At 38.9% G+C, this 20,386-nt stretch carries 8 protein-coding genes; 6 read left to right on the top strand and 2 right to left on the bottom strand.

The annotated features are described in order from the left end of the window. The first annotated feature begins 154 nt into the window (after positions 1-154). The 4 genes from ABDJ41_RS13425 to ABDJ41_RS13410 all read left to right on the top strand — a co-directional run bounded on the left by ABDJ41_RS13425 (position 155) and on the right by ABDJ41_RS13410 (position 17,425). Positions 155-10,630, top strand: a complete 10,476-nt coding sequence (locus ABDJ41_RS13425) for an Ig-like domain-containing protein (protein ID WP_349786564.1) — start codon at positions 155-157, stop codon at positions 10,628-10,630. A 34-nt stretch (positions 10,631-10,664) separates the two neighbouring features. Continuing rightward, a complete protein-coding gene (locus tag ABDJ41_RS13420; protein WP_349786562.1) occupies positions 10,665-11,660 on the top strand; it encodes a PorP/SprF family type IX secretion system membrane protein in 996 nt (331 codons plus the stop codon). Between the two features lie 34 nt (positions 11,661-11,694). Continuing rightward, positions 11,695-13,704, top strand: coding sequence for an OmpA family protein (locus ABDJ41_RS13415; protein ID WP_349786561.1), 2,010 nt, complete (start codon positions 11,695-11,697; stop codon positions 13,702-13,704). A 148-nt stretch (positions 13,705-13,852) separates the two neighbouring features. Next, positions 13,853-17,425, top strand: a complete 3,573-nt coding sequence (locus ABDJ41_RS13410) for a T9SS type B sorting domain-containing protein (protein WP_349786560.1) — start codon at positions 13,853-13,855, stop codon at positions 17,423-17,425. 33 nt (positions 17,426-17,458) lie between these two features. Here the strand turns inward: ABDJ41_RS13410 and ABDJ41_RS13405 are convergent, their stop codons facing one another. Then, complete coding sequence (locus ABDJ41_RS13405) at positions 17,459-18,469, bottom strand: PorP/SprF family type IX secretion system membrane protein (protein ID WP_349786559.1); 1,011 nt, start codon at positions 18,467-18,469, stop codon at positions 17,459-17,461. Between the two features lie 91 nt (positions 18,470-18,560). Here ABDJ41_RS13405 and ABDJ41_RS13400 point away from each other — a divergent pair, with 91 nt between their 5' ends. Beyond that, on the top strand, positions 18,561-18,749 hold the full coding sequence (locus ABDJ41_RS13400) for a hypothetical protein (RefSeq protein ID WP_349786558.1): 189 nt from the start codon (positions 18,561-18,563) through the stop codon (positions 18,747-18,749). A 191-nt stretch (positions 18,750-18,940) separates the two neighbouring features. Then, the gene (locus tag ABDJ41_RS13395) at positions 18,941-19,489 is read left to right on the top strand and encodes a GAF domain-containing protein (RefSeq protein ID WP_349786557.1); all 549 of its coding nucleotides are present in this window, start codon (positions 18,941-18,943) and stop codon (positions 19,487-19,489) included. Positions 19,490-19,517: 28 nt separating this feature from the next. Here the strand turns inward: ABDJ41_RS13395 and ABDJ41_RS13390 are convergent, their stop codons facing one another. Next, the gene (locus ABDJ41_RS13390; RefSeq protein WP_349786556.1) at positions 19,518-20,372 is read right to left on the bottom strand and encodes an N-acetylglucosamine kinase; all 855 of its coding nucleotides are present in this window, start codon (positions 20,370-20,372) and stop codon (positions 19,518-19,520) included. Between the last annotated feature and the right edge of the window lie 14 nt (positions 20,373-20,386).

The following is a 20,386-nucleotide window of genomic DNA, read 5'->3' as shown; positions in this document are numbered from 1 at the left end:
TTTGTGAATAACTTTTAACCTTAAATTCAATAATGAACAGAATGAACAGAAATCATGCTGTAGTGAATGAGAAATGAACAATTCGAACAGAGCATAGGATACAATCTATACCTAAAATTGTAGGATAATTATAGTAATCCTCAATCAATCTCCTATGAAAAGAACATCTACTCTGTTCGAAATATTTAAAAAATCGTTACTTCTTCTATTTTGTTTTACAACTATAACGCTATTTAGTGAAAAATTGTATGGACAAGCAAAAGAACGTGTTTATGCAACTTCACAAAACAGTAGTACAACTGGTTTATGCTTATTGTGTAATGTTGCAACTGCAGGCAATGCCGCAGATGGTAAACCAGGTACAAAGTCTACAATAAATTTGCCTGTAGGTTTAGTAGGACCGACCATTTATCAGAACCTTAAGTTTGACAACAATAATATACCTGGTAATACTGAAGTTGTTGTTAAAATAGGTACTACCGGAAAGCTTTTAACCGCCAATGTTTTGGGAGGAGTTAAAATTCAGGCCATAAATGCTTCCGGAGCATTAGTAGGACCGCAAATGGATGGTAACTCTGGCTTATTAACACTTTTAGCAGTAGGTAATCAAACGGAAATATTTATTACACCTGGAGTTGCTTTTGCTGGGGTAAGGGTAACACTAGATGGGGGATTGATCAATGTAGGAGCAACTATAGAAGTTTACGATGCATATTATTTAAAGGATGCAACAAATGCTAACTGTGATAAACCTATAGATGAGTTGCATGGAATATCCGGAAATATTGCCGGTCTGGGTGGGGTTGCCAATCCATTAAATGCGATAGATGGTTCAGATGCTACTTTCTCAACTTTACAAGCAGCAGTAGGAGTTCTTGGCTATTCACAGCAGACAATTATATTTCCTGGCTTATCATCTGCTAAGGATTCTGTTAGAATGCTGGTCTCAACAACTGATGCACTACTTTCTGTAAATCTGCTTAATTCAATAAGTATTGAGACTTTTAAAGGAAATGTCAGCAATGGTTTGATAGACAATTCTGGAGGTTTACTTAGTTTAAGGTTGTTGAATCCCGGAGGTAACATAGGTATACTAACATTTTCACCGGGGGAACCTTTTGATAGAGTTCAGTTGAGAATGGGAGGTGTAGCCAGTGTATTGGCAGCATTAAATCTTCACGAAGTTTCACGTGTTATGTCACTACCCGTATCTATTAAAGTAAATAATGTCAGTTCAGCATCTGGCATTGCATGTTTGAATGATGGCGTAGTTTTAAATATTGAGAATCCAGAAGCAAATGTAATATATACATGGTATACACAAGCGAGTGGTGGAACAGGCATAGCAGGAGCAAGCTTTACTCCTACAAATCTTACTACCGGAACTCATAAGTTTTATGTGACTGGAAAAAGACCAGGATGTCAATTTGAAAGTGACCGTAAACCAATAACTATTACAGTCAAAAATCCAACATTGCCAATTGTCAATACACCACTTCCAACTTGTAGCGGTGGTCAGGTAACATTAACAGTTAGTGCTCCTGTTGCAGGACAATCTTATAGGTGGTTCGATCAGGAAACAGGTGGGGATGTTCTTTTAACTGGTAATAGTTTTACTACTCCGGCTTTAACTATCGGCAAATCATTTTATGTAGAGACCTTTATTGAATCTTGTGTTAGCGTACGTACCAAAGTTGATGTAACGGTAAATCCAATACCAGCCAATGCCACTGTTGCTTTATCCAATGTTGAAATCACAAAAGGACAAACCGCAACACTTACAGCGTCGCCTGAAGCAGGGAGTACGGGTAATACCGTAAAATGGTATGCTGCTTCAACAGGTGGGACTGCTGTATTTACTGGTGCTGTATTTAAAACTCCGGTTTTAAATACAACTACTATATATTATGCAGAAATACAAAATGCAGGAGGTTGCGTTAGTGCTGCCCGTATACCGGTTACTGTAACAGTAACTGATATTAACCCTGGATCAGCATGTAACGTTCCAAATGCACAAGGAAGTGGCGTTGAAGGTTTACTTTGTGTATTATGTGGTGTTGAAAATGGTGCAAATGCAATAAATTCAGATCCTACTAAATTTTCCAGCCTTCGCCTTACATTAGGTGTGGGTGGTCAGGTTTATCAACGTTTGTTTTTTCCAGGTGCAGGTGCTGCAACAGATAGCATCCGTTTGGATTTAGCAATCCCAGGTGGACTGGCTGATCTTAATTTGCTGGGTGGTGTGACTATAAATGTGATGAGCAATGGCGCTGTAGTTAAAAGCTATCCTCTGAATTCAGGTCTTTTACATTTAAGCCTGTTAAGCGGTAACCGTTTTAAAGCAACCCTTCCAGCTGGTGCAGCATATGATGCTGTCGAAATTCGTTTGGGTGCAGTAGCAACTGCTTTAACTACCGTTGATGTTTATGGTGCACAGGTAATTTACCCTAACCCAACGATTCCTGCAGGAGGTTTCAATGCTTGTTCTGGTAGCACAAATACTTTCACTGCAACGCCTGTTGGCGGTACAAGCCTTAAATGGTTTGCTAATTCAACAGGTGGTGTCGCATTGGCTACAGGAAATAGCTATTCTCCATCTGGATTAACAGAAACAACAACCTATTTCATAGAAGTAAGTAATGGCACTTGTGTAAATGCAGAACGTTTCCCTGTTAAAGTAAATGTAAACCCTGCAATCGTTTTTGCAGCTAGTGCTTTAACTAATGCAACATCAGGTTCATCTTATTCAAAACAAATTGCGCTGGCTACAGGTGGAACACCAACGTTCACTTATAAGTTGGCAGCAGGATCTGGCCTGCCTGCAGGTTTAACATTTTCTGCCGATGGTACAATAGGTGGTACTCCAACAGCTGCACCTGCTGATTATAGTTTTACAATTACTGCAACTGACAGTAAAGGCTGTGCTGTTGATGCTATTTTTAATTTAAAAGTTACAGAAGGAATGAGTCTTTCTGATAAGCTTTTACCTAATGGAACTGTAAATACATTATATCCCACGCAGGTAATTCCAGGAGCTAGTGGTGGTACCACTCCTTATACATATACTGCTACGAATCTTCCTCCGGGATTAGATTTTAATGAGACAACAAGAGAAATTACTGGTACACCAACGCAAAAAGGAACCTTCCCTGTTCATGTAACTGCTACTGATCTTAATGGGAATAGCATTACAAAAGACTATACTATTGTAGTGAGAGATCCACTGGTATTAGCCTCAACAAATCTGGCTAATGGTACAGTGAATACTTTATATCCTACACAAACCATTCCAGCAGCTACAGGTGGAAGTGGCTCTTATACTTATACAGCATCAAACCTTCCTGCAGGATTAGATTTTGATCCGCTAACAAGAAATATTACAGGCACACCAACAGTTGCTGGCACTTTTGTGATTCCTGTTAAAGTAACTGATACGGAAGGAAATACTGTAACTACTAACTACACAATTGTAGTTGGTAATCCATTGTTATTAACCGCTAAGCCATTGGCTGATGGCACAGTAGGTGTAGTATATGTTACTGAAACTATTCCAACAGCTACTGGTGGTGATGGTAATTATACTTATACAGCATCAAACCTTCCTTTGGGATTAAGTTTTGATGCCGCAACAAGAGAGATTTCAGGTACACCGACAAAATCCGGATCATACAATGTTTCAGTGAGTGTTACTGATGGTGCCGGAGCAACAGCATCTCAGGTGTATGTGATTAAAGTAAATGGAGAATTAAATCTCCCTTCTGCTACTTTGCCAAACGGACTGGTAGGAGCTCTTTATCCAACACAAATTTTACCAGAAGTAACTGGGGGGACTTCACCTTATACTTATGACTTACAAGGTTTGCCACCTGCATTAACATTTGACAAAGATACCCGCGAAATAAAAGGTACACCAGTAATTGGTGGAACATTTACCTTAACGATGACTGCCACTGATAAAAATGGAATAACGACTTCTACAGATTATACATTGGTAGTAAATGTAAGTGCTCCTGTTGTGGCAGCAGTAACTACATGTAGTGGAAGCACAGCAACTTTAACGGTTACTAATGCAGATCCAAGTTTTACTTATAAATGGTATGCAAGTACTGGTAGTGTATCTATATATAGTGGGCCGACTTTTACAACTACGGCTCTTAACAGTAATGCTACTTATTATGTTGAAGCGATCTCTGGAACAGCAGTAAGTACTAGAACTCCGGTTAATGTTACTGTTAATCCAGCCCCTGAAATGGCAACCGTAATTTCAGCTAATGAAAGTATCAGCGCCGGACAAAAAGCAAGTTTGTCTGTAAGTGCTGCTGCAGGAAATACCATCAAGTGGTATACTACCCCAACTGGAGGGAGCTCATTCTTTACAGGTGCAAATTATACTACACCTGCATTGAGTGCGACTACTATTTATTATGTAGAAACAGAAAATGCATCAGGTTGTGTAAGTGCAGCAAGAGCAGCTGTTACAGTTACAGTAAGTAATGGTCCGGCTAATCCAAACTGTAATGCTGCCGTTCGTCAGGAAACTGGAATTGATGGACTTTGTGTGTTATGTGGCGTTGACAATGCAGGAAACTCTACGGATGATAATCCGAATAACTTTACCAAAATTAATCTTGTAGTTGGTGTTGGCTCAACCGGATACCAGCGTTTGATTTTTGCTCGTACTGGTGCGGCAACTGACAGTATACGTTTAGATTTGGCGACACCAGTTGGTTTAGCTGATATAAATGTACTTGGTGGAGTAACCATCACAGTAATGAACGGAAATACACCTGTAACTACTTATGCTTTAAATAATTCAGTTGTTGATCTTAAATTGTTGGGAGGAACTCGTTTTAAAGCAACTTTACCAGCTGGCGGTGTTTATGACCGCGTTGAGATTCGCTTTGGAGCAGTAGTTGCTGCTTTAAGTAACCTTAGCATTTATGGTGCTGAAGTTATTTATCCTAATCCAACTGTGGCAGCTGCAGGACAGCTAATTTGTGCTGGTAGTGGAACAACGTTGACGGCTACGGCAAATGGTGGTACTACTTTAAAATGGTATGCTACCGCAACAAGTACTACTGTTCTGGCAACTGGCGAAACATTTACAGTGGCTGGTCCTTTAACAAACAACATTACTTATTATATCGAAGTGAGTAAAGATGGTTGTGCAAATGCACAACGCATTCCTGTTACTGTAGTGGTAACTACAGCTCCAACTGTTCCTACATTGGCCGCAACTGCGGAAGTATGTGCGGGTTCAGCTGCAGTATTACCTGTTAACAATCCTGTAACAGGAACAACCTATAAATGGTATACTTCATCTACCGGAGGTACTGCAGTTTTTGAAGGAGCAGTATTTACTACTCCAGCGCTTAATGCAGACATTACTTATTATGTAGAGGCATCTAATGGAAATTGTGTTAGTGCCAGCCGCGCTGCCGTTGCAGTTAAGGTTAATCCACTTCCGGTATTGCCACAGGTTCAGGTATCGTCAAATACAGTTAGTCCCGGACAAACGGCTATTCTGAATGCTACATCTTCGGAAAGTAATGTAATATTTAACTGGTATAGTACAGCAAATGCCACTACGCCAATTTATACAGGCCCTACTTATGTAACCACGCCTTTAATGGTTACTACAACCTATTACCTTGAAGCAGTATCATCAGCTACTGGCTGTGCAGCTTCAGGTCGTGTGCAAATCACCATTAGTGTTGATGGTAATGGTGCTCCAAATCCAGTACCTTGTGAAGCTGCATCTACTCAAACGAAAGGTGTTGACGGAATTGCATTGCTTGCAGATGTATTTAACCCCGGACTGGCAATTGATGATGATACCAAAACAGGATCTTCATTAGTATTACCTGTAGGTTTATTAGGTGGTTCAGTTTATCAAAAATTAGGATTTAATGGCCTGTCAACTGTTGGTGATACTGTAAGGATTAAGCTAACTGCTCCGGGTAAATTACTTTCATTAGGTGTTTTAGGAGGAATTACTTTAACTACATACAATGGTGCAGCAAGTAATAATGATGAATTACTAATAAACAATGCGTTAATCAATCTTGAATTGTTAAGCGGAAATACAGAAGCTTTACTTTCATTTGTTCCTGCTAAAACTTTTGATCAGGTTGAGGTACGCTTAAATGCAGGTATAGCAGGAGTGCTGACTACCGTTGATCTGAACTATGCCCAGCGAGTAATGGTAGCACCGACAATAGCTGCAGCTGTTGTTAATATCTGTGCTACTCAAACAGCTACTTTATCTGTAGCAAACCCAACACCGGGGCTGATTTATAAATGGTACGATAATACAGGTGCTTATATTGCCGGTAAGGATGGAATTACATTTGTTACTGATGCTTTAAGTGCCAATACAAAATATTATGTTGCATCTGCTAATGCTGTTTGTACTAGCTATAAGTCTTTAATTGAAGTAAAAGTAAGTGCAGCTCCGGCAACACCAGAATTAGAATCACCGGTTGTAACCACTTGTGCTAACAATGATGTGATATTACGTGTTAAAAATCCAGTTGCAGGAATCACTTATCAGTGGTTTGATGGAACAAATACTTATCTGGCAGGTAAAGACGGATCAACATTACAGGTTACTGTAGGGTTAACTGATGAAACTTATACTGTAAAAGCATTCGACAATACTTGTGGTATAACCTCTGCTGCAGCAACAGCAACAATCAAAGTTGGTAGTCTGGATGTGCCGATTATAACGCCACCAGCTATTACTGTAAAAGTTAATTCACCAGCTGTTTTAACCGCAACTTCAAGCACGGCAGATGTAGTCTTTACCTGGTATGATGCTCCAAATGGTGGAACATTGTTACATACAGGCCCTACTTATATTACCGTGCCAAGAACAACTCCAGGTGTTGTCACCTATTATGTTGAAGGTTCAGTTGCCGGAGGATGTACTACAAATACAAGAGCAACAGTTACAGTAACAACTGTTCCTAATGATGGAGCTACTGATGTACCATGTGAGCCTGCAATAACAGAAAATCATGGTGTTGAAGGTATCGCTGTTCTTGCTGATGTATATAATCCGCTATTAGCTATTGATAATAATGCTTCAACTGCATCATCATTAGTAATCCCTGTTGGTTTATTGGGTGGAGCAGTTTATCAGCAGCTAGGTTTTAACGGAATATCTAACCTGGGTGATACTGTTCGTGTAATGCTTACATCACCAGGGAAAATTCTTACTTTATCGGTATTGCCATCTTTAGAAATCAGTACCCTTAAAAATGGAGTAAGTAATAATGATGCAACTGTCATTAACAATCCATTGATTAATCTTGAATTATTGAGTGGTGGTACTCAGGCTTTATTATCATTTGTACCGACAAGCACTTTTGATGCAGTTCAGGTGAAATTAAACTCAGGACTTGTTGGCGCCTTCTCTTCTATAGATATCAATTATGCACAACGAGTAATGATAGCACCAACTGTAGCAGCAAAAACTGCATCAGCTTGTGAAGGCTCTTCGGCAACTTTGTCAATCAATAACCCATTATCGAATGTAACTTACAGATGGTATCAGGGAACTACATTCGAGGCAGAGGGCACTTCATTTAATACTCCTGTTAGTTTAACCGCAGGAAATCATGATTTCTTCGTTACTGCAGTTAGAAATGGTTGTGAAAGTGCAAGGGTGAAAGTAGTCGTAACTATATTACCAGTGCCAGTACCTCCAGTGGCCGATGCAGGTAACCCGCCTTCAACTTGTATTGGTTCTGCTGTAACTTTAAAAGTAGTTCCAGTAGCTGGTGTAGTATTTAATTGGTATGACGCAGCAGTAGGTGGAAACCAATTGGTAGCTAACAACATTAGCTATACTACTCCTGCCAATCTTGCCGCTGGTACTTATGATTACTATGTGGAAGCTGTAAATACAAATAGCTGTACAAATGCAACAAGAACAAAAATTACATTAACTGTTAAAGCGAATGCAGTTGCTTCTGATATTACTGCAGCCGACAAAACAATTTGCTCGGGTACAACAGCAACTTTAACAGCAACAGCTACTGCTTTTCCAGGCGCTGTATTCAAGTGGTATACTACTACTGACTTAACGGATGTTCCTTTTGAGGGAGCTAGTTTCACTACCCCAGCTTTAACAGCTACTACTAAATATTATGTGATCATCACCGGAGCAGATATCTGTGCTAATGATGCTTCATCAGCAAAAGTAGTAACGGTAACTGTAAATAGAAATGCAATTGCTTCAGATATCGTTGCAGCAGATAAAACGATCTGCTCAGGAAGTACAGCGAATCTAACTGCATCTACCACTAAGGTTGCTGCTCCGGTATTTAGCTGGTATAAAAACGCTGATTTATCTGATGCTCCATTTGTAGGAGCAAGCTTTACAACAGATGTGCTTACTGCAACTACTAAATACTATGTAACAGTAAGTGGAAGCGATGCTTGTGCAAACGATGCAGCTTCAGCTAAAGTTGTAACAGTAACAGTAAATAGAAATGCAACTGCAGCGGATATTGATGCAGCAGATAGGAGTACATGTATTGGTACTGCAGTAACATTAACTGCGGCTAGTACTACGGTAACAAATCCAGTATTTAGCTGGTACCGAGATGCAAATTTAACTGACCTGGCTGTAAGAGCAGCTTCATTTACAACACCTGCCTTAAGCGTAACGACTAAATATTATGTAACTGTAAGTGGAAGCGATGTTTGTGCAAATGATGCAGCTTCAGCTAAAGTTGTAACAGTAAATGTTAACCGCAATGCAACAGCTTCCGATATTATCCTTGCAGATCAAACCATCTGTGCAGGTACAGCTGCAGTGCTTAGTGCAAGTAGTACAACGGTAGATCAGCCGGTATTCAGATGGTATCGTGATGCTTCTTTAACAGACTTTGCTTTCCAGGGGCCTACATTTACTACTCCTGCTTTAACGCTTACCACTAAATACTATGTAACGGTGAGCGGAACTAATACTTGCGCAAATGATGTAGTTTCTGCAAAGGTGGTTACGGTTACCGTAAATAGAAATGCAGGGGTAACCGACATCATAGCGGCAGATCAAACGATTTGTTCTGGTACGAATACACAGCTTACTGCAAGCAGTCCAACAGTTACCAGTAATCCCGTGTTTACCTGGTACCGTGACGCAGCTTTAACTGATGTAGCTTTTGTTGGTGATAACATGCCTGTTTCAGGATTAACTGTTACTACAAGATTCTATGTAACTGTAAAAGGAGATGGTGTTTGTGCTAACCTTCCGGGATCAGCAAAAGTGGTAACAGTTACTGTTAACCAATTACCAAATGTACCTATCATAAGTACAACAGGAACAGCAATATGTTCTGGTAATACAACATTGCTGAGCATACAAAACCCTCAGACTGGTGTAGTGTATGAATGGTATACTGCCGCTACTGGTGGAACTTTAGTCAACACAGGAACAACATTCCCTACAGGTACTTTGAATGCAAATGTGGATTATTTTGTACAGGCTACAAGTACTACTAATTGTGGTAGTGTTGGAGGTAGGGTTAGAGTAACTGTTGTAGTTACAACTACACCTCAGACCCCTTCAGTTGTATCTGGTACTGTAAGTACCTGTCTGGGTAGTACCGCTACTTTATCAGTGTCTGGTTCAGTAACAGGTGTTACTTACAACTGGTATGCAACTGCAGTTAGTACAACAATACTTGGATCGGGTGTGGATTTCACAACACCTGCAACAACCACTGCAATGACAACATATTATGTAGAAGCAGTATCAGGAACCTGTAAAAGTACTTCACGTAGGCCTGTAGTTGTAAATGCTGGTGCAATACCACTACCGCCACCTACGGTATCAGGCGCAGGAAGCCCGCTTTGTCCGGGTAGCACAACAGTATTAACTGTAAATAATCCGGATCCGGCTCTTAAATATACCTGGTATACCAGCGCAACTGGCGGAACAGGTGTAGACGGAACAACATTTAATGTTCCTGCATTAAATGCAACAACTATTTACTATGTAGGTAGCAGCAATATTGCTAGTGGTTGTACAAGTGCTACAAGAACAGCTGTTACAGTTACAGTGCTAGGTAAGTTGGACGCTCCGGTAGTTTCTACATCAGCAGTAACAGCAACGACTATTACATTCGCATGGCCAGCAGTAACAAATGCTGTTGAATACGAGGTGTCTGTTGACAATGGCTTAAACTGGACCGCACCAAGTTCTGGTGCTGCGGGAACTACGCATACGGTTTCAGGTTTACAGCCAAATCAGAGTGTAACTATCAGGGTAAGAGCAGTAGGACAGTTGGCTTGTCAACTGAGCGATGCAACCACCTTTACAGGTAATAGTGATAATCCATTGGGTAACAACATATTTGTTCCAAACACATTTACGCCAAATAATGATGGTAAAAATGATGTCTTATATGTATATGGAAATACCATCGCTAAAATGCAGTTACGTGTGTATAGTCAGTGGGGCCAGTTCCTTTACGAATCTCTAAAAATAGAAAATGGTTGGGACGGAACCTTTAAAGGACAGATGCAGCCAAATGGAGTATATGTGTATTACCTGGAGGTTGAGTTTAATGATGGCACGAAAGCTACTAAAAAAGGAACCATAACACTTTTAAGATAAGATGTACCAGGCCATAATGAAAAATAAATCTATCATGAAGAAACTAATAAAAACAATAGCCATAGGCGCATTTTTAACACTTGGGACATTTAAGGGGATCGCACAGATCGATCCCCATTTCTCTCAATATTATGCACATCCATTATGGCTAAATCCGGCATTGACCGGTGTTACAGATGGAGAGTACAGGGTTTCTTTAAATGCTAAGCAGCAATGGGGATCAATCTCCAATTCATTTTTAACTGGAGGTGCCTCATTTGATATGGCTCCCGTTAAAAACCTGGCTTTTGGAGCAATGGTATTGAACCAGAATGCAGGTGATATCAGTTATAACCATTTAAATGTAATGGTCTCTGCCGCTTACAGGATTCACTTTGGAAGTGCAGGTTTAAATATGATCAACTTTGGAGTGCAGGCAGGAATACTCAATAAGAGTTTCAATCCTTCCAAGATTACTTTGGGTGACCAGTATAATCCGGTTACAGGATATGATCCGAATTTTGGTATCAGTGAGTCTTTTGCGTCTTCTAATACACTTGTGCCTGATGTAAATGTGGGTGTCATGTATTTTGATGGAAATTCAGATCAGCGAGTAAATGTGTTTGCAGGAGCTATGGCAGGCCATATTACAAGGCCCATTGATAAATTTATAGGTAATGATGTGCGCATGCCAATCCGTTATGCTGCTCACGGCGGTGCTCGTGTTAAAGCTTCTGACTTGCTTAGTATTACACCAAATGGCTTGTATATGAAGCAGGGAAATGCAAAGGAAATTTCGGCAGGAGCATATGCAGAATATATGCTTAATGCAGAAACGGATTTATTGTTCGGATCAAATTACAGGGTAGATGATGCAGCTATTGCTTTTTTTGGTTTGCACATCAAAAATATGGTGTTCGGATTGAGTTATGATTTCAATACTTCTAATTTAAATCGTGTTACTGGTAGTAGAGGCGGATTGGAGCTATCAGTATCATTCACCGGTAGAAAAGGAATACTTGGACCAAACTTCTTTTGTCCACGATTATAGTTGAACTAATATGAAATCTCCCATTAATGATATAATGATGAAAACAAAGATACTTCTGATCCTCTGTATATTTTTCTCCGCTTCGGTGCAGGCACAATTCGTAGCCAATAACAAAAGAGTGGCGGATGTATATTTTCAAAATAAAGAATATTTTGCTGCAGCCGAATATTATAAAAAGGCATTGAATATTAAAAAAGATAGCACAGGAGCTTTTGTTGTAGTACCTTATGGTTTCGCAAATAAAACAAAAGAAGAAAGTCCTAAAAAGGTTGAAGAACAAGAATATTTAAACTTCCAGCTTGCAGAGTCATTAAGACTATATAATAACTTTGAAGAGGCTGTAAGTTTTTACTTTATAGCTAAGGACTATACTAACCCTAAATATATTCTAAGTAATTTTTGGTATGCAGAATCACTTCGCGCCACTCAAAAATATAATGAGGCGATTGATGAGTTTAATAATTTCCTGAATAAATACAAGGTTAAGGATAGTTACACAAAAAAAGCATTAGAAGAAATTGCTTCTTGCCGGTTTGCATTAAAGGAATTGCGTTATCCACGAATGTATAATGTAGCCAAATTGGATAATAAAATAAATACACTGGGATCTAATTACACGCCGAATTTAAAAGCGGGCAATTTGTATTTCACTTCGTCAAGGCCTATTGCTGTTGGAAATAAGAAGGAAGTGCTGGTTAGTAATGACGTTAAGGTTACCAGAAAGGAAACTCCATTTGTAAATGCTATCTATGTAACCAAGGGAGATCCACTAAATAAAGATGTTGCAGTTACTAAAACAGCAGTGATAGGAAAAGATAAGGAGTCGGCAGCACCAGCTTTTCATCCTGGTGGCAAGTTCGCTTATCTGACCAGTTGGACAGCAAATGGTAATAAGAAAATATATCAGTTAAACGCAGTGTCGACTGCTTCAAATGAATGGTCTGAGCCTGTTGAATTAGGAAGTCAGATCAATGTGAAGGGGTTTAATTCAATGCAGCCATTTGTAACTAAGGATGGTAATTACCTGATTTTTTCTTCGGACAGGCCAGGTGGATCTGGTAAGTATGATTTATGGTATGCTGCAATTCGTGTAGATGGGTCACTAGGTGCCGCGGTGAACATGGGGAATGTAATTAATACTCCAGAAGATGATCAGGCTCCTTACTATAATGGAAATACTAAAAGATTACTTTTTAGCACAAATGGGAGAGTAGGAATGGGAGGCTTTGATTTTTTTGAAAGTGATGGTGATTTTGGTAATTGGTCTGAACCGAGAAATATGGGTGCCCCTTTTAACTCGGCTAAGGACGATCTTTATTTCACACCACTTAACAAGGATGAATCTGAAGCATTAATTAGCTCTGACCGCGAGTCGGCTTGCTGTCTGGAGATCTTTCATCTCAGAACACAGAACCTGGTAATTAAAGGAAGATTATTAGATTGTAATGCGTTAACACCGCTAAAGGATGCCACTGTGATACTTACAGATTCGGTAAGGCAGTTTAAGGTGAAAACAGATGATAATGGGAACTATAGTTTTAAAGTAAACTCAAACAGATACTTTAAACTGACTGCAGAAAAGGATAAATACTTTAGTAAAATACTGACCTTTAGTTATGGTCAGATGGCACAAAGGGATACATTATTTAGTCCGGAACTATGCCTGACTCCTTTTGAAGTTGACAAACCAATTGTGCTTAAGGATGTTTTATATGAGTTTAACAAAGCTGAATTAACACCTGATTCTAAAGAAAAACTAGATCACTTATATGATATTATGGTGGATAACCCAACTATCGAGATTGAGTTAAGTTCGCATACTGACAGTAAAGGTACTGATGCTTATAACTTAGATCTTTCAGATAGAAGAGCGAGATCCTGCGTTGATTACTTAATAGAAAAAGGTATAGCTAGTAATAGAATGACCAGCAAAGGCTATGGCGAAAGCAGACCGATTGCGCCAAATGAGCTTGCAGATGGAAAAGATAATCCGGATGGAAGGGCATTAAACAGAAGAACTGAATTTAAGGTTACCAAAAAATAAGTAGTACTAATTCTCTGCAGGGCCCCGTATAGACTTTTTCTTAAGAGTTTATATGGGGTTTCTGCTTTATGGTTGGTTTTACTTGCGTTATTAAAAATATTTATGTTATAATTACATTAAATTGTAAATTGGCATTTTATTCTTAATTATGCGCTACTCTAAATACGCGATTCTCTTGCTCTTGATATTCAGTGCTTTCACTGGTTATGCTCAAAATAATATTCAAGTAACTAATAATGGTGATACTGGTCCGGGAACATTGAGACAGGCACTTCTTGATGCTGCAAACAATGGAACAGTAACTAAGGATATCATAACTTTTAATCTTCCTAATAATGGTGCGGGGAGTAATATTATCCGGTTGAGGAGCCAATTGCCAGTTGTAACAACTAATGTAACAATAGACGGTACTACACAAGGCGGACCACCATTAGGGGTGTCCGGCGCAAAAGTAATTATAGAACCCGAACTTCCTTTATATAGTGGTTTCTCGGGTCTTATTATTGGCTCCAATCCTTATGTAAACGGAAATATTATTAATGTTCAAACAACAGATGTAGAAATTTATGGCTTATATCTTAGGAAGTTTGCAATAGTTAATAGTTTACAACCTTCAAACCAGATTTCAGGGATAATTATTGATTATAGAGTTGACCGGATTCAGATAGGTGCTGCGGGTAAGGGAAATGTAATAGGTGGAAATACGAATGGTATTTTACTTAGAAATAATTCGGGTGGAGCTGAACTCATTAATAAACAGGACCAGATTTCTATTCAGGGGAATTTAATAGGGGTAACTGATGATGGTTATACACATGAACCCAATGTTTCTGGTATAAATGGTGATATTTCTTTTGCGGCTTTATCAATAGGTGGCGATGCTGTCGGTGATGGTAACGTGATCGCAGCGAATGGGACGGATATCAATCTGACAAGACAGTACTACACAACTTTACCAATGCTCTTAAATATTTTTAATAATAAAATCGGAACTGATTTTTCCGGAACAAGAAGCTATAAAACACTCCCTCTATTTTCTGGTTCATCTGCGGTACAGATGACAGGGATAAAGGTGAATGCTGGTAATACAACTGTTAACATTAGCAAAAACATTGTTTCTGGTCATATTACCGCAGGTATCATCATTACTAATTCTATATTTTTAATTAATGGAAACCATATTGGGGTTGGAACTGTCGGGACGGAAACGTCTATGGGAAATGGAGCAGGAATCCGGCTGGAAGGAAGTGCTAATGGAACAATCGGTGGAACTGCCGATCCCGACCCGAACCTTATAGGGTATAATCGTTTTGGAATTGAAAGTGTCTCTACAGGTACGGTGAAAATCATGCGTAACAGTATATATTGTAATTCTGAGGTGGGTATTGCGAAAGTAACTTCTGCCCCTCAGGCTTATATCCAGGTGCTGAAAATAAACCCTAATTATATAACTGGTAAGGCTAATGCAGGATCCGAGATAGAACTATTTTATACAGATGATTGTCCAGGCTCATGTCAGGGTAAGACTTATTTCGCAACAGTAAGGGCAGGTTCAGATGGTAGATGGCGTTATGATGGGCCGATAGCGGGTCAGGTAACTGGTACTGCAACCATGCCTGGTGCTGGGATAACTTCACAGTTTTCAACGGCCGGACTTTTACCAAATGAAGGAATTAAAATTCCGGTAACCTGTAATGGGCTAGGGAGTGTGACCATTGCTGAAGAAAGAGAGGGAATTACTTTTGAATGGTATAAGTTGGAAGCTGATGGAACAGAAGGTCTTATTGGAAGTACACAATCAAAGGATGGTTTAGATGTAGGTTCTTATGAGGTAAGAATTAATGACGGTTGTTATGTATCAAAGCATCGTTTTGATATTACCGATCAGATTATGACTGAACTTATAGTAACAACTCCAATTGCTCAATGTGGCGAAAATGATTTTACTTTTACTGCATCTGTGTATAGAGGAATGGGGACAATCAAGTATGAGTGGACGAATGCTGCTGGTGCATTAGTAGGAAGGGGGCCCTCAGTTAGACTTCCTGAAGGGACTTATACAGTTACAGCTACAGATGATGCCGGGTGCCCTAAAACCCATACTTTCCCATTTATTGAGCGGAGGAAAAAACCTCGTATTGTACCACCGTCTTCGCCAAACTGGTCTGCTAGGTGTGGCCTGTCTGATGGACTAATCAGAGGGATTACCGTTGCTGACACAGAAGGAACGGTAACTTACAAATGGTATAATTATAATAATGTAACTGGTGTTAAAGGAGCAATAATTCCAAATGCTACAACTGCTGATCTTGATGATGTCGCTGGAGGATATTATTTACTTGAAGTAACGGATGGGGGCAGCTGTTCACCTGCGGTTCCTTATATTGCTTTTGTACGCACAACTAAATCTGTTATAATTAAGAATGGTACACCTAGAAATACAACGTGTAATAATAATAATGGTGCAATTTTAGGTGTCACCATTGAAGAAGGAAATACCTGGAAACTGACCACCGCTGCTGGTGCACCTGTAGCTGATGGAGTTTGTAATCCTAATGTTCCGTTCGATATTCCAAATCTTCCCGCGGGGAACTTTGTGTTAAATGCTAGTAATACAACAACACTGTGCGCAGCAGACCCTAGGCCATTTACAATTCTTCCTACTCAAATTGTGCAGTATGTTGCTCAGGTAAGGAGAATTGGTAATGCTTCATGTGGAGATGATAATGGATCTATATCGCTATTTTATCCTAATAACATCAAGCCATTAACAGGTAGGTATTTTTGGGAGAATGAAGCTGGGGTGCCTTTTACAGGTACTTCTGAGTTGATCACCGGTCTACCTGAAGGGAAATATACTTTAAGAATAACAGATCCGAATGGATGTACTTCGCCCTCTATTGGTCCTTTTGAAGTGATCAGAATACCTCTAATTATTGTTGATCAAACTAGTGGCCGGGCAACAGATGATGTATGTGGTTTAGAACGAGGAACAATAGCTGGGGTTTTGGTTACGGGTGGATTACCTTCAATTGACCCTAATGCCACATATACATATACATGGAAAAAAAGTACTGGCGAAATTGTGAGTACAGATAAGGATTATACAAAGGCAAGTAAAGGTATTTATTATTTAGAAGTGACCGACCAAGCTTCATGTACTCCTGTAATAAGTCAGACTTTTACAGTGGACGCGCCTGTTATAAAATTGCCAACGCCATTAGTAAATAATATACGTGTCTGCTATGCAACAGAAATTATGTTGCCAGTTGTCGCTCCTGATGAAGGAGTATATCAAATGTACGTTTCTGAAGATGATGCCAGGCCATTATTAGAAACAAGCAATGGACGCTTTATTTTCAAAGTAAGTAAAACAGGTGATTATTTAATTCGTAGGAAACTGGGGGATTGCTACAGTGATTTTACTTCTGTTCATATAGAAGTAACAAATGATAACCTCGAGATCAAAAATACTATGACTCCAAATGGAGACGGTATGAACGACTATTGGTCAATTACAGGTTTACCTGATCATGCTGATATAAATATAAAGGTTTATGCAAGAAGTGGTCAATTGGTTTATGAATCTGTGGGGGCATATAGCAAACCATTTGATGGCCGTTTCAGAGGTGTAGAACTTCCCAATGGTGCATACTATTATCGGATCGACTTAAGGGCTGACTGTAATCCAATAGCAGGTAGTATTACTTTGCTGCGATAAGTGTATTGAGGCAAGAAAATAACTATGGGTAATTTAAAACTGACGGGTAGAACATTTTACATCATAGCGGTTGTTTAATAAGATACCCATTACAATTTCATGGGTACCATTACTCACAGATCTCAAAGCCGATGTGGTTACATCATAAGAATAACTGATGTTAACTAATGAGCCAATATTAAAACCTGCAAGTGCAGAAAAAGAATCGTTATTTCGTAAACTGCCACCAATCCAGAATTTATCCTGGTAAGCAATTTTAAGGTTCGCATCCATAGTCATTGGTGCACTTAACCAATAGGTAAGTAATGTAGATGGAATAAAGGCAATGTCTTCATCCACAAAAAATTTATAGCCCACCGTACCATAAAATGTAGTCGTCTGGTAAGCCGATAGGTTAGTTTGCTTGTTTGCCGTTGGGTAACGATAGCCTAGTATTTGTTTTGCTGATGCACCTAAAAAGAACCTGGGACTGTAAAGCCAGATTCCGCCTCCAACATCAGGCCTTATTCTGTTATTGTAATCTGCACTTAGGAGTGGATCTGAAGAGTTGTCTACTGTAACATTGGCGATGTCTACACTTGTAGAAGATATTCCGGCAGAAACACCTACAGACAGATTTAAATCGAGGCTTAAGCCCAGGTGATAGGCATAAGTCGCATTTACATTGGTCTGCCTGATTCTTGCCGCCTTATCTGTGATGGCATAAAAACCAACCCCATGATGAGGCTCTGCAGAAGTATATGAATTTACATAACTGCGACTTAATGGATTGTAGCCAGCACCAGAAAAAGAGTTTACTGAGCCTCTGACAAAGTCTTCGCCTATCGGAGCATGTACAGAAATATACTGAGTAACAGGAGCCCCCTCAAGTCCTTTCCACTGATTTCTATGACCGAGTTTTAAGTCAGTATAGTTATCAATCCCGGATACAGCAGGATTAATCAGTAAACTGTTAAAAATGTATTGCGTAGACCGCGGCATCTCCTGCCCGAAGCTTAGAAAGCTAATTAAAACTAATAACGAGGCGTTAAAAAATGATTTCATTTTTATCAAATAGCGGTTTAGATATTCAATATTAAGATAAATTTGTGTATAATAAGCAATTAAAATAAAATCTTTAATTAAATAATAAATTATGCACCCTGAAATGCAGATTAAACTCATCGCAGATACTTTACTACCAGGCTTTATTCCAAAGGATCAGAATGAGCGTGAGCTAACTTTTCACTTTACAATTCCACCTAATAAAAGCTACAAGGTTTATTATCAGAAGGACAAAAAAAATGAATGGACTTTTATTAGCTATGAGTCAGTAGAATACTGAGTAAATTTTGCCTCGCCCATTTCTCGTAAATCCTCAATTTTATTTTTAATCCCTCAATCTTAAATTTAAGCGATGAAATGTAATTATCTGAAAAAGTCAGGAAAATTGCATGAAAAAGGCCTAATATTTTGCTCATCAGGTAGTTGTTCTGGTTCTTTGAACTAATAACTGGATAAAAATATAATATAGGTATGGTAATTGTTTATTTGTATACAACTACCTATTGTCATACAGAATTGGAAAACAGAATAAATAGAGCTATTACAGCTGAAAAGTCGAGACTTAATCATAAAAGCCGATATAGGGTATTAGGAACATCCTCATCAAAAATCCTTGACGATTTAACATCGTATACCGCTGATGTCTTTAAAATGCAAATTGCCATAGTCAATTTTGTTGACGGAGAGGATCTCTGGACCAAAAGGATAAGTCTATTAGAACGATACAAGGAATCAAACGTTTGCTCATTAGCAGTTATCAATGATTTGGTTGATTTCATTGAAAGTCAACTTGAAGCACCAGCATGGCTAACTAATCCTATAATTGCAGCTGAAATGGGGATGAAATTTTATAGGGCTGTACCTATCATAATCAGTAATGGGATACAGGTTGGAACGATCTGTATTCTAAATAGGGAAGACAGGGAATTTCTTCCTAAGGAACAAGATAAATTGAATTTAATCGCCTCAATTATTGGGCGACAAATGGACAAAAGGATTGTCAAAAAGGTTAATGTCTAAACAAAGCTTACTATTAAAGGGGCATCACTTAAACAGTGATGCCCTCTTTACGTAAGATATAGTTATAAATTCCCTCTATAGGTTTTTGGAGAATTTGTCCAACTTTAATATGGTTTTTTAAGCATACCTCTCTAAGGATATCTTGATAATAAAAGGCAATTGAGCCAACGAAATGGCAATCCAGATTTTTATAGTTGTTATAATCTTTGATATTGGTATCCACAAATTCCTGGAATCCCTCTCGAAGAATATCTACAATAAAAGGATGTTCCTTATGATTAATCATGAAGCGGCTTATTGATGCCAGATAAGTATTCGGAGCAGCTTTCTGGTATACATTTGTAATTACCGTTTCCTTGTCTATCTGAAACTCATTGCCGAAAGCTACACTTAATTCTGATGGCATCTGATGGTAAAGGTAAGAGGTAACTAGTTTTCGTCCGAACCAAGTCCCAGAACCCTCATCACCTAATACATAGCCTAAGCCATGAGTACCATGATGTAAATCTTTTCCGTCATAATAAGATATATTTGAACCTGTACCTAATATACAGGTTAAGCCTTCTTTTTCACCACAGGTTGCATAAGCTGAACCCATCAGGTCATGTTCAACAGCTACATAAGCATTGGTAAAAAAAGAAGAAATACCATTTGAGATAACTTCTATCTTATCAGGAGAAGAACAACCAGCCCCAAAAAAGTAAACTTCTTTTACAAGACTTGCATACTTTGCAATTTCTTTCTTCTTTGAAAAAAGTTTGAAAATGTCATGTGCATTAAGAAAATAAGGATTAATGCCTTGTGTACTAAAACTGATTTGTTCAGTTGGGCTGTAACCCATCCAATCGGTTTTTGTGGAGCCACTGTCTGCTACTAGAATCATTTGCTAAAAATAGT

Origin of the sequence: Pedobacter sp. ASV1-7 (genome assembly GCF_040203335.1) — a bacterium.
Taxonomy (GTDB): Bacteria; Bacteroidota; Bacteroidia; order Sphingobacteriales; family Sphingobacteriaceae; genus Pedobacter.
This window is presented reverse-complemented; position numbering and strand designations above follow the sequence as displayed.

Coding starts and splice junctions, on each gene's coding strand:
- ABDJ41_RS13400 (WP_349786558.1), top strand. CDS start 18,561: ATGCACCCTGAAATGCAGATTAAACTCATCGCAGATACTTTACTACCA.
- ABDJ41_RS13410 (WP_349786560.1), top strand. CDS start 13,853: ATGCGCTACTCTAAATACGCGATTCTCTTGCTCTTGATATTCAGTGCT.
- ABDJ41_RS13405 (WP_349786559.1), bottom strand. CDS start 18,469: ATGAAATCATTTTTTAACGCCTCGTTATTAGTTTTAATTAGCTTTCTA.
- ABDJ41_RS13415 (WP_349786561.1), top strand. CDS start 11,695: ATGATGAAAACAAAGATACTTCTGATCCTCTGTATATTTTTCTCCGCT.
- ABDJ41_RS13395 (WP_349786557.1), top strand. CDS start 18,941: ATGGTAATTGTTTATTTGTATACAACTACCTATTGTCATACAGAATTG.
- ABDJ41_RS13425 (WP_349786564.1), top strand. CDS start 155: ATGAAAAGAACATCTACTCTGTTCGAAATATTTAAAAAATCGTTACTT.
- ABDJ41_RS13390 (WP_349786556.1), bottom strand. CDS start 20,372: ATGATTCTAGTAGCAGACAGTGGCTCCACAAAAACCGATTGGATGGGT.
- ABDJ41_RS13420 (WP_349786562.1), top strand. CDS start 10,665: ATGAAGAAACTAATAAAAACAATAGCCATAGGCGCATTTTTAACACTT.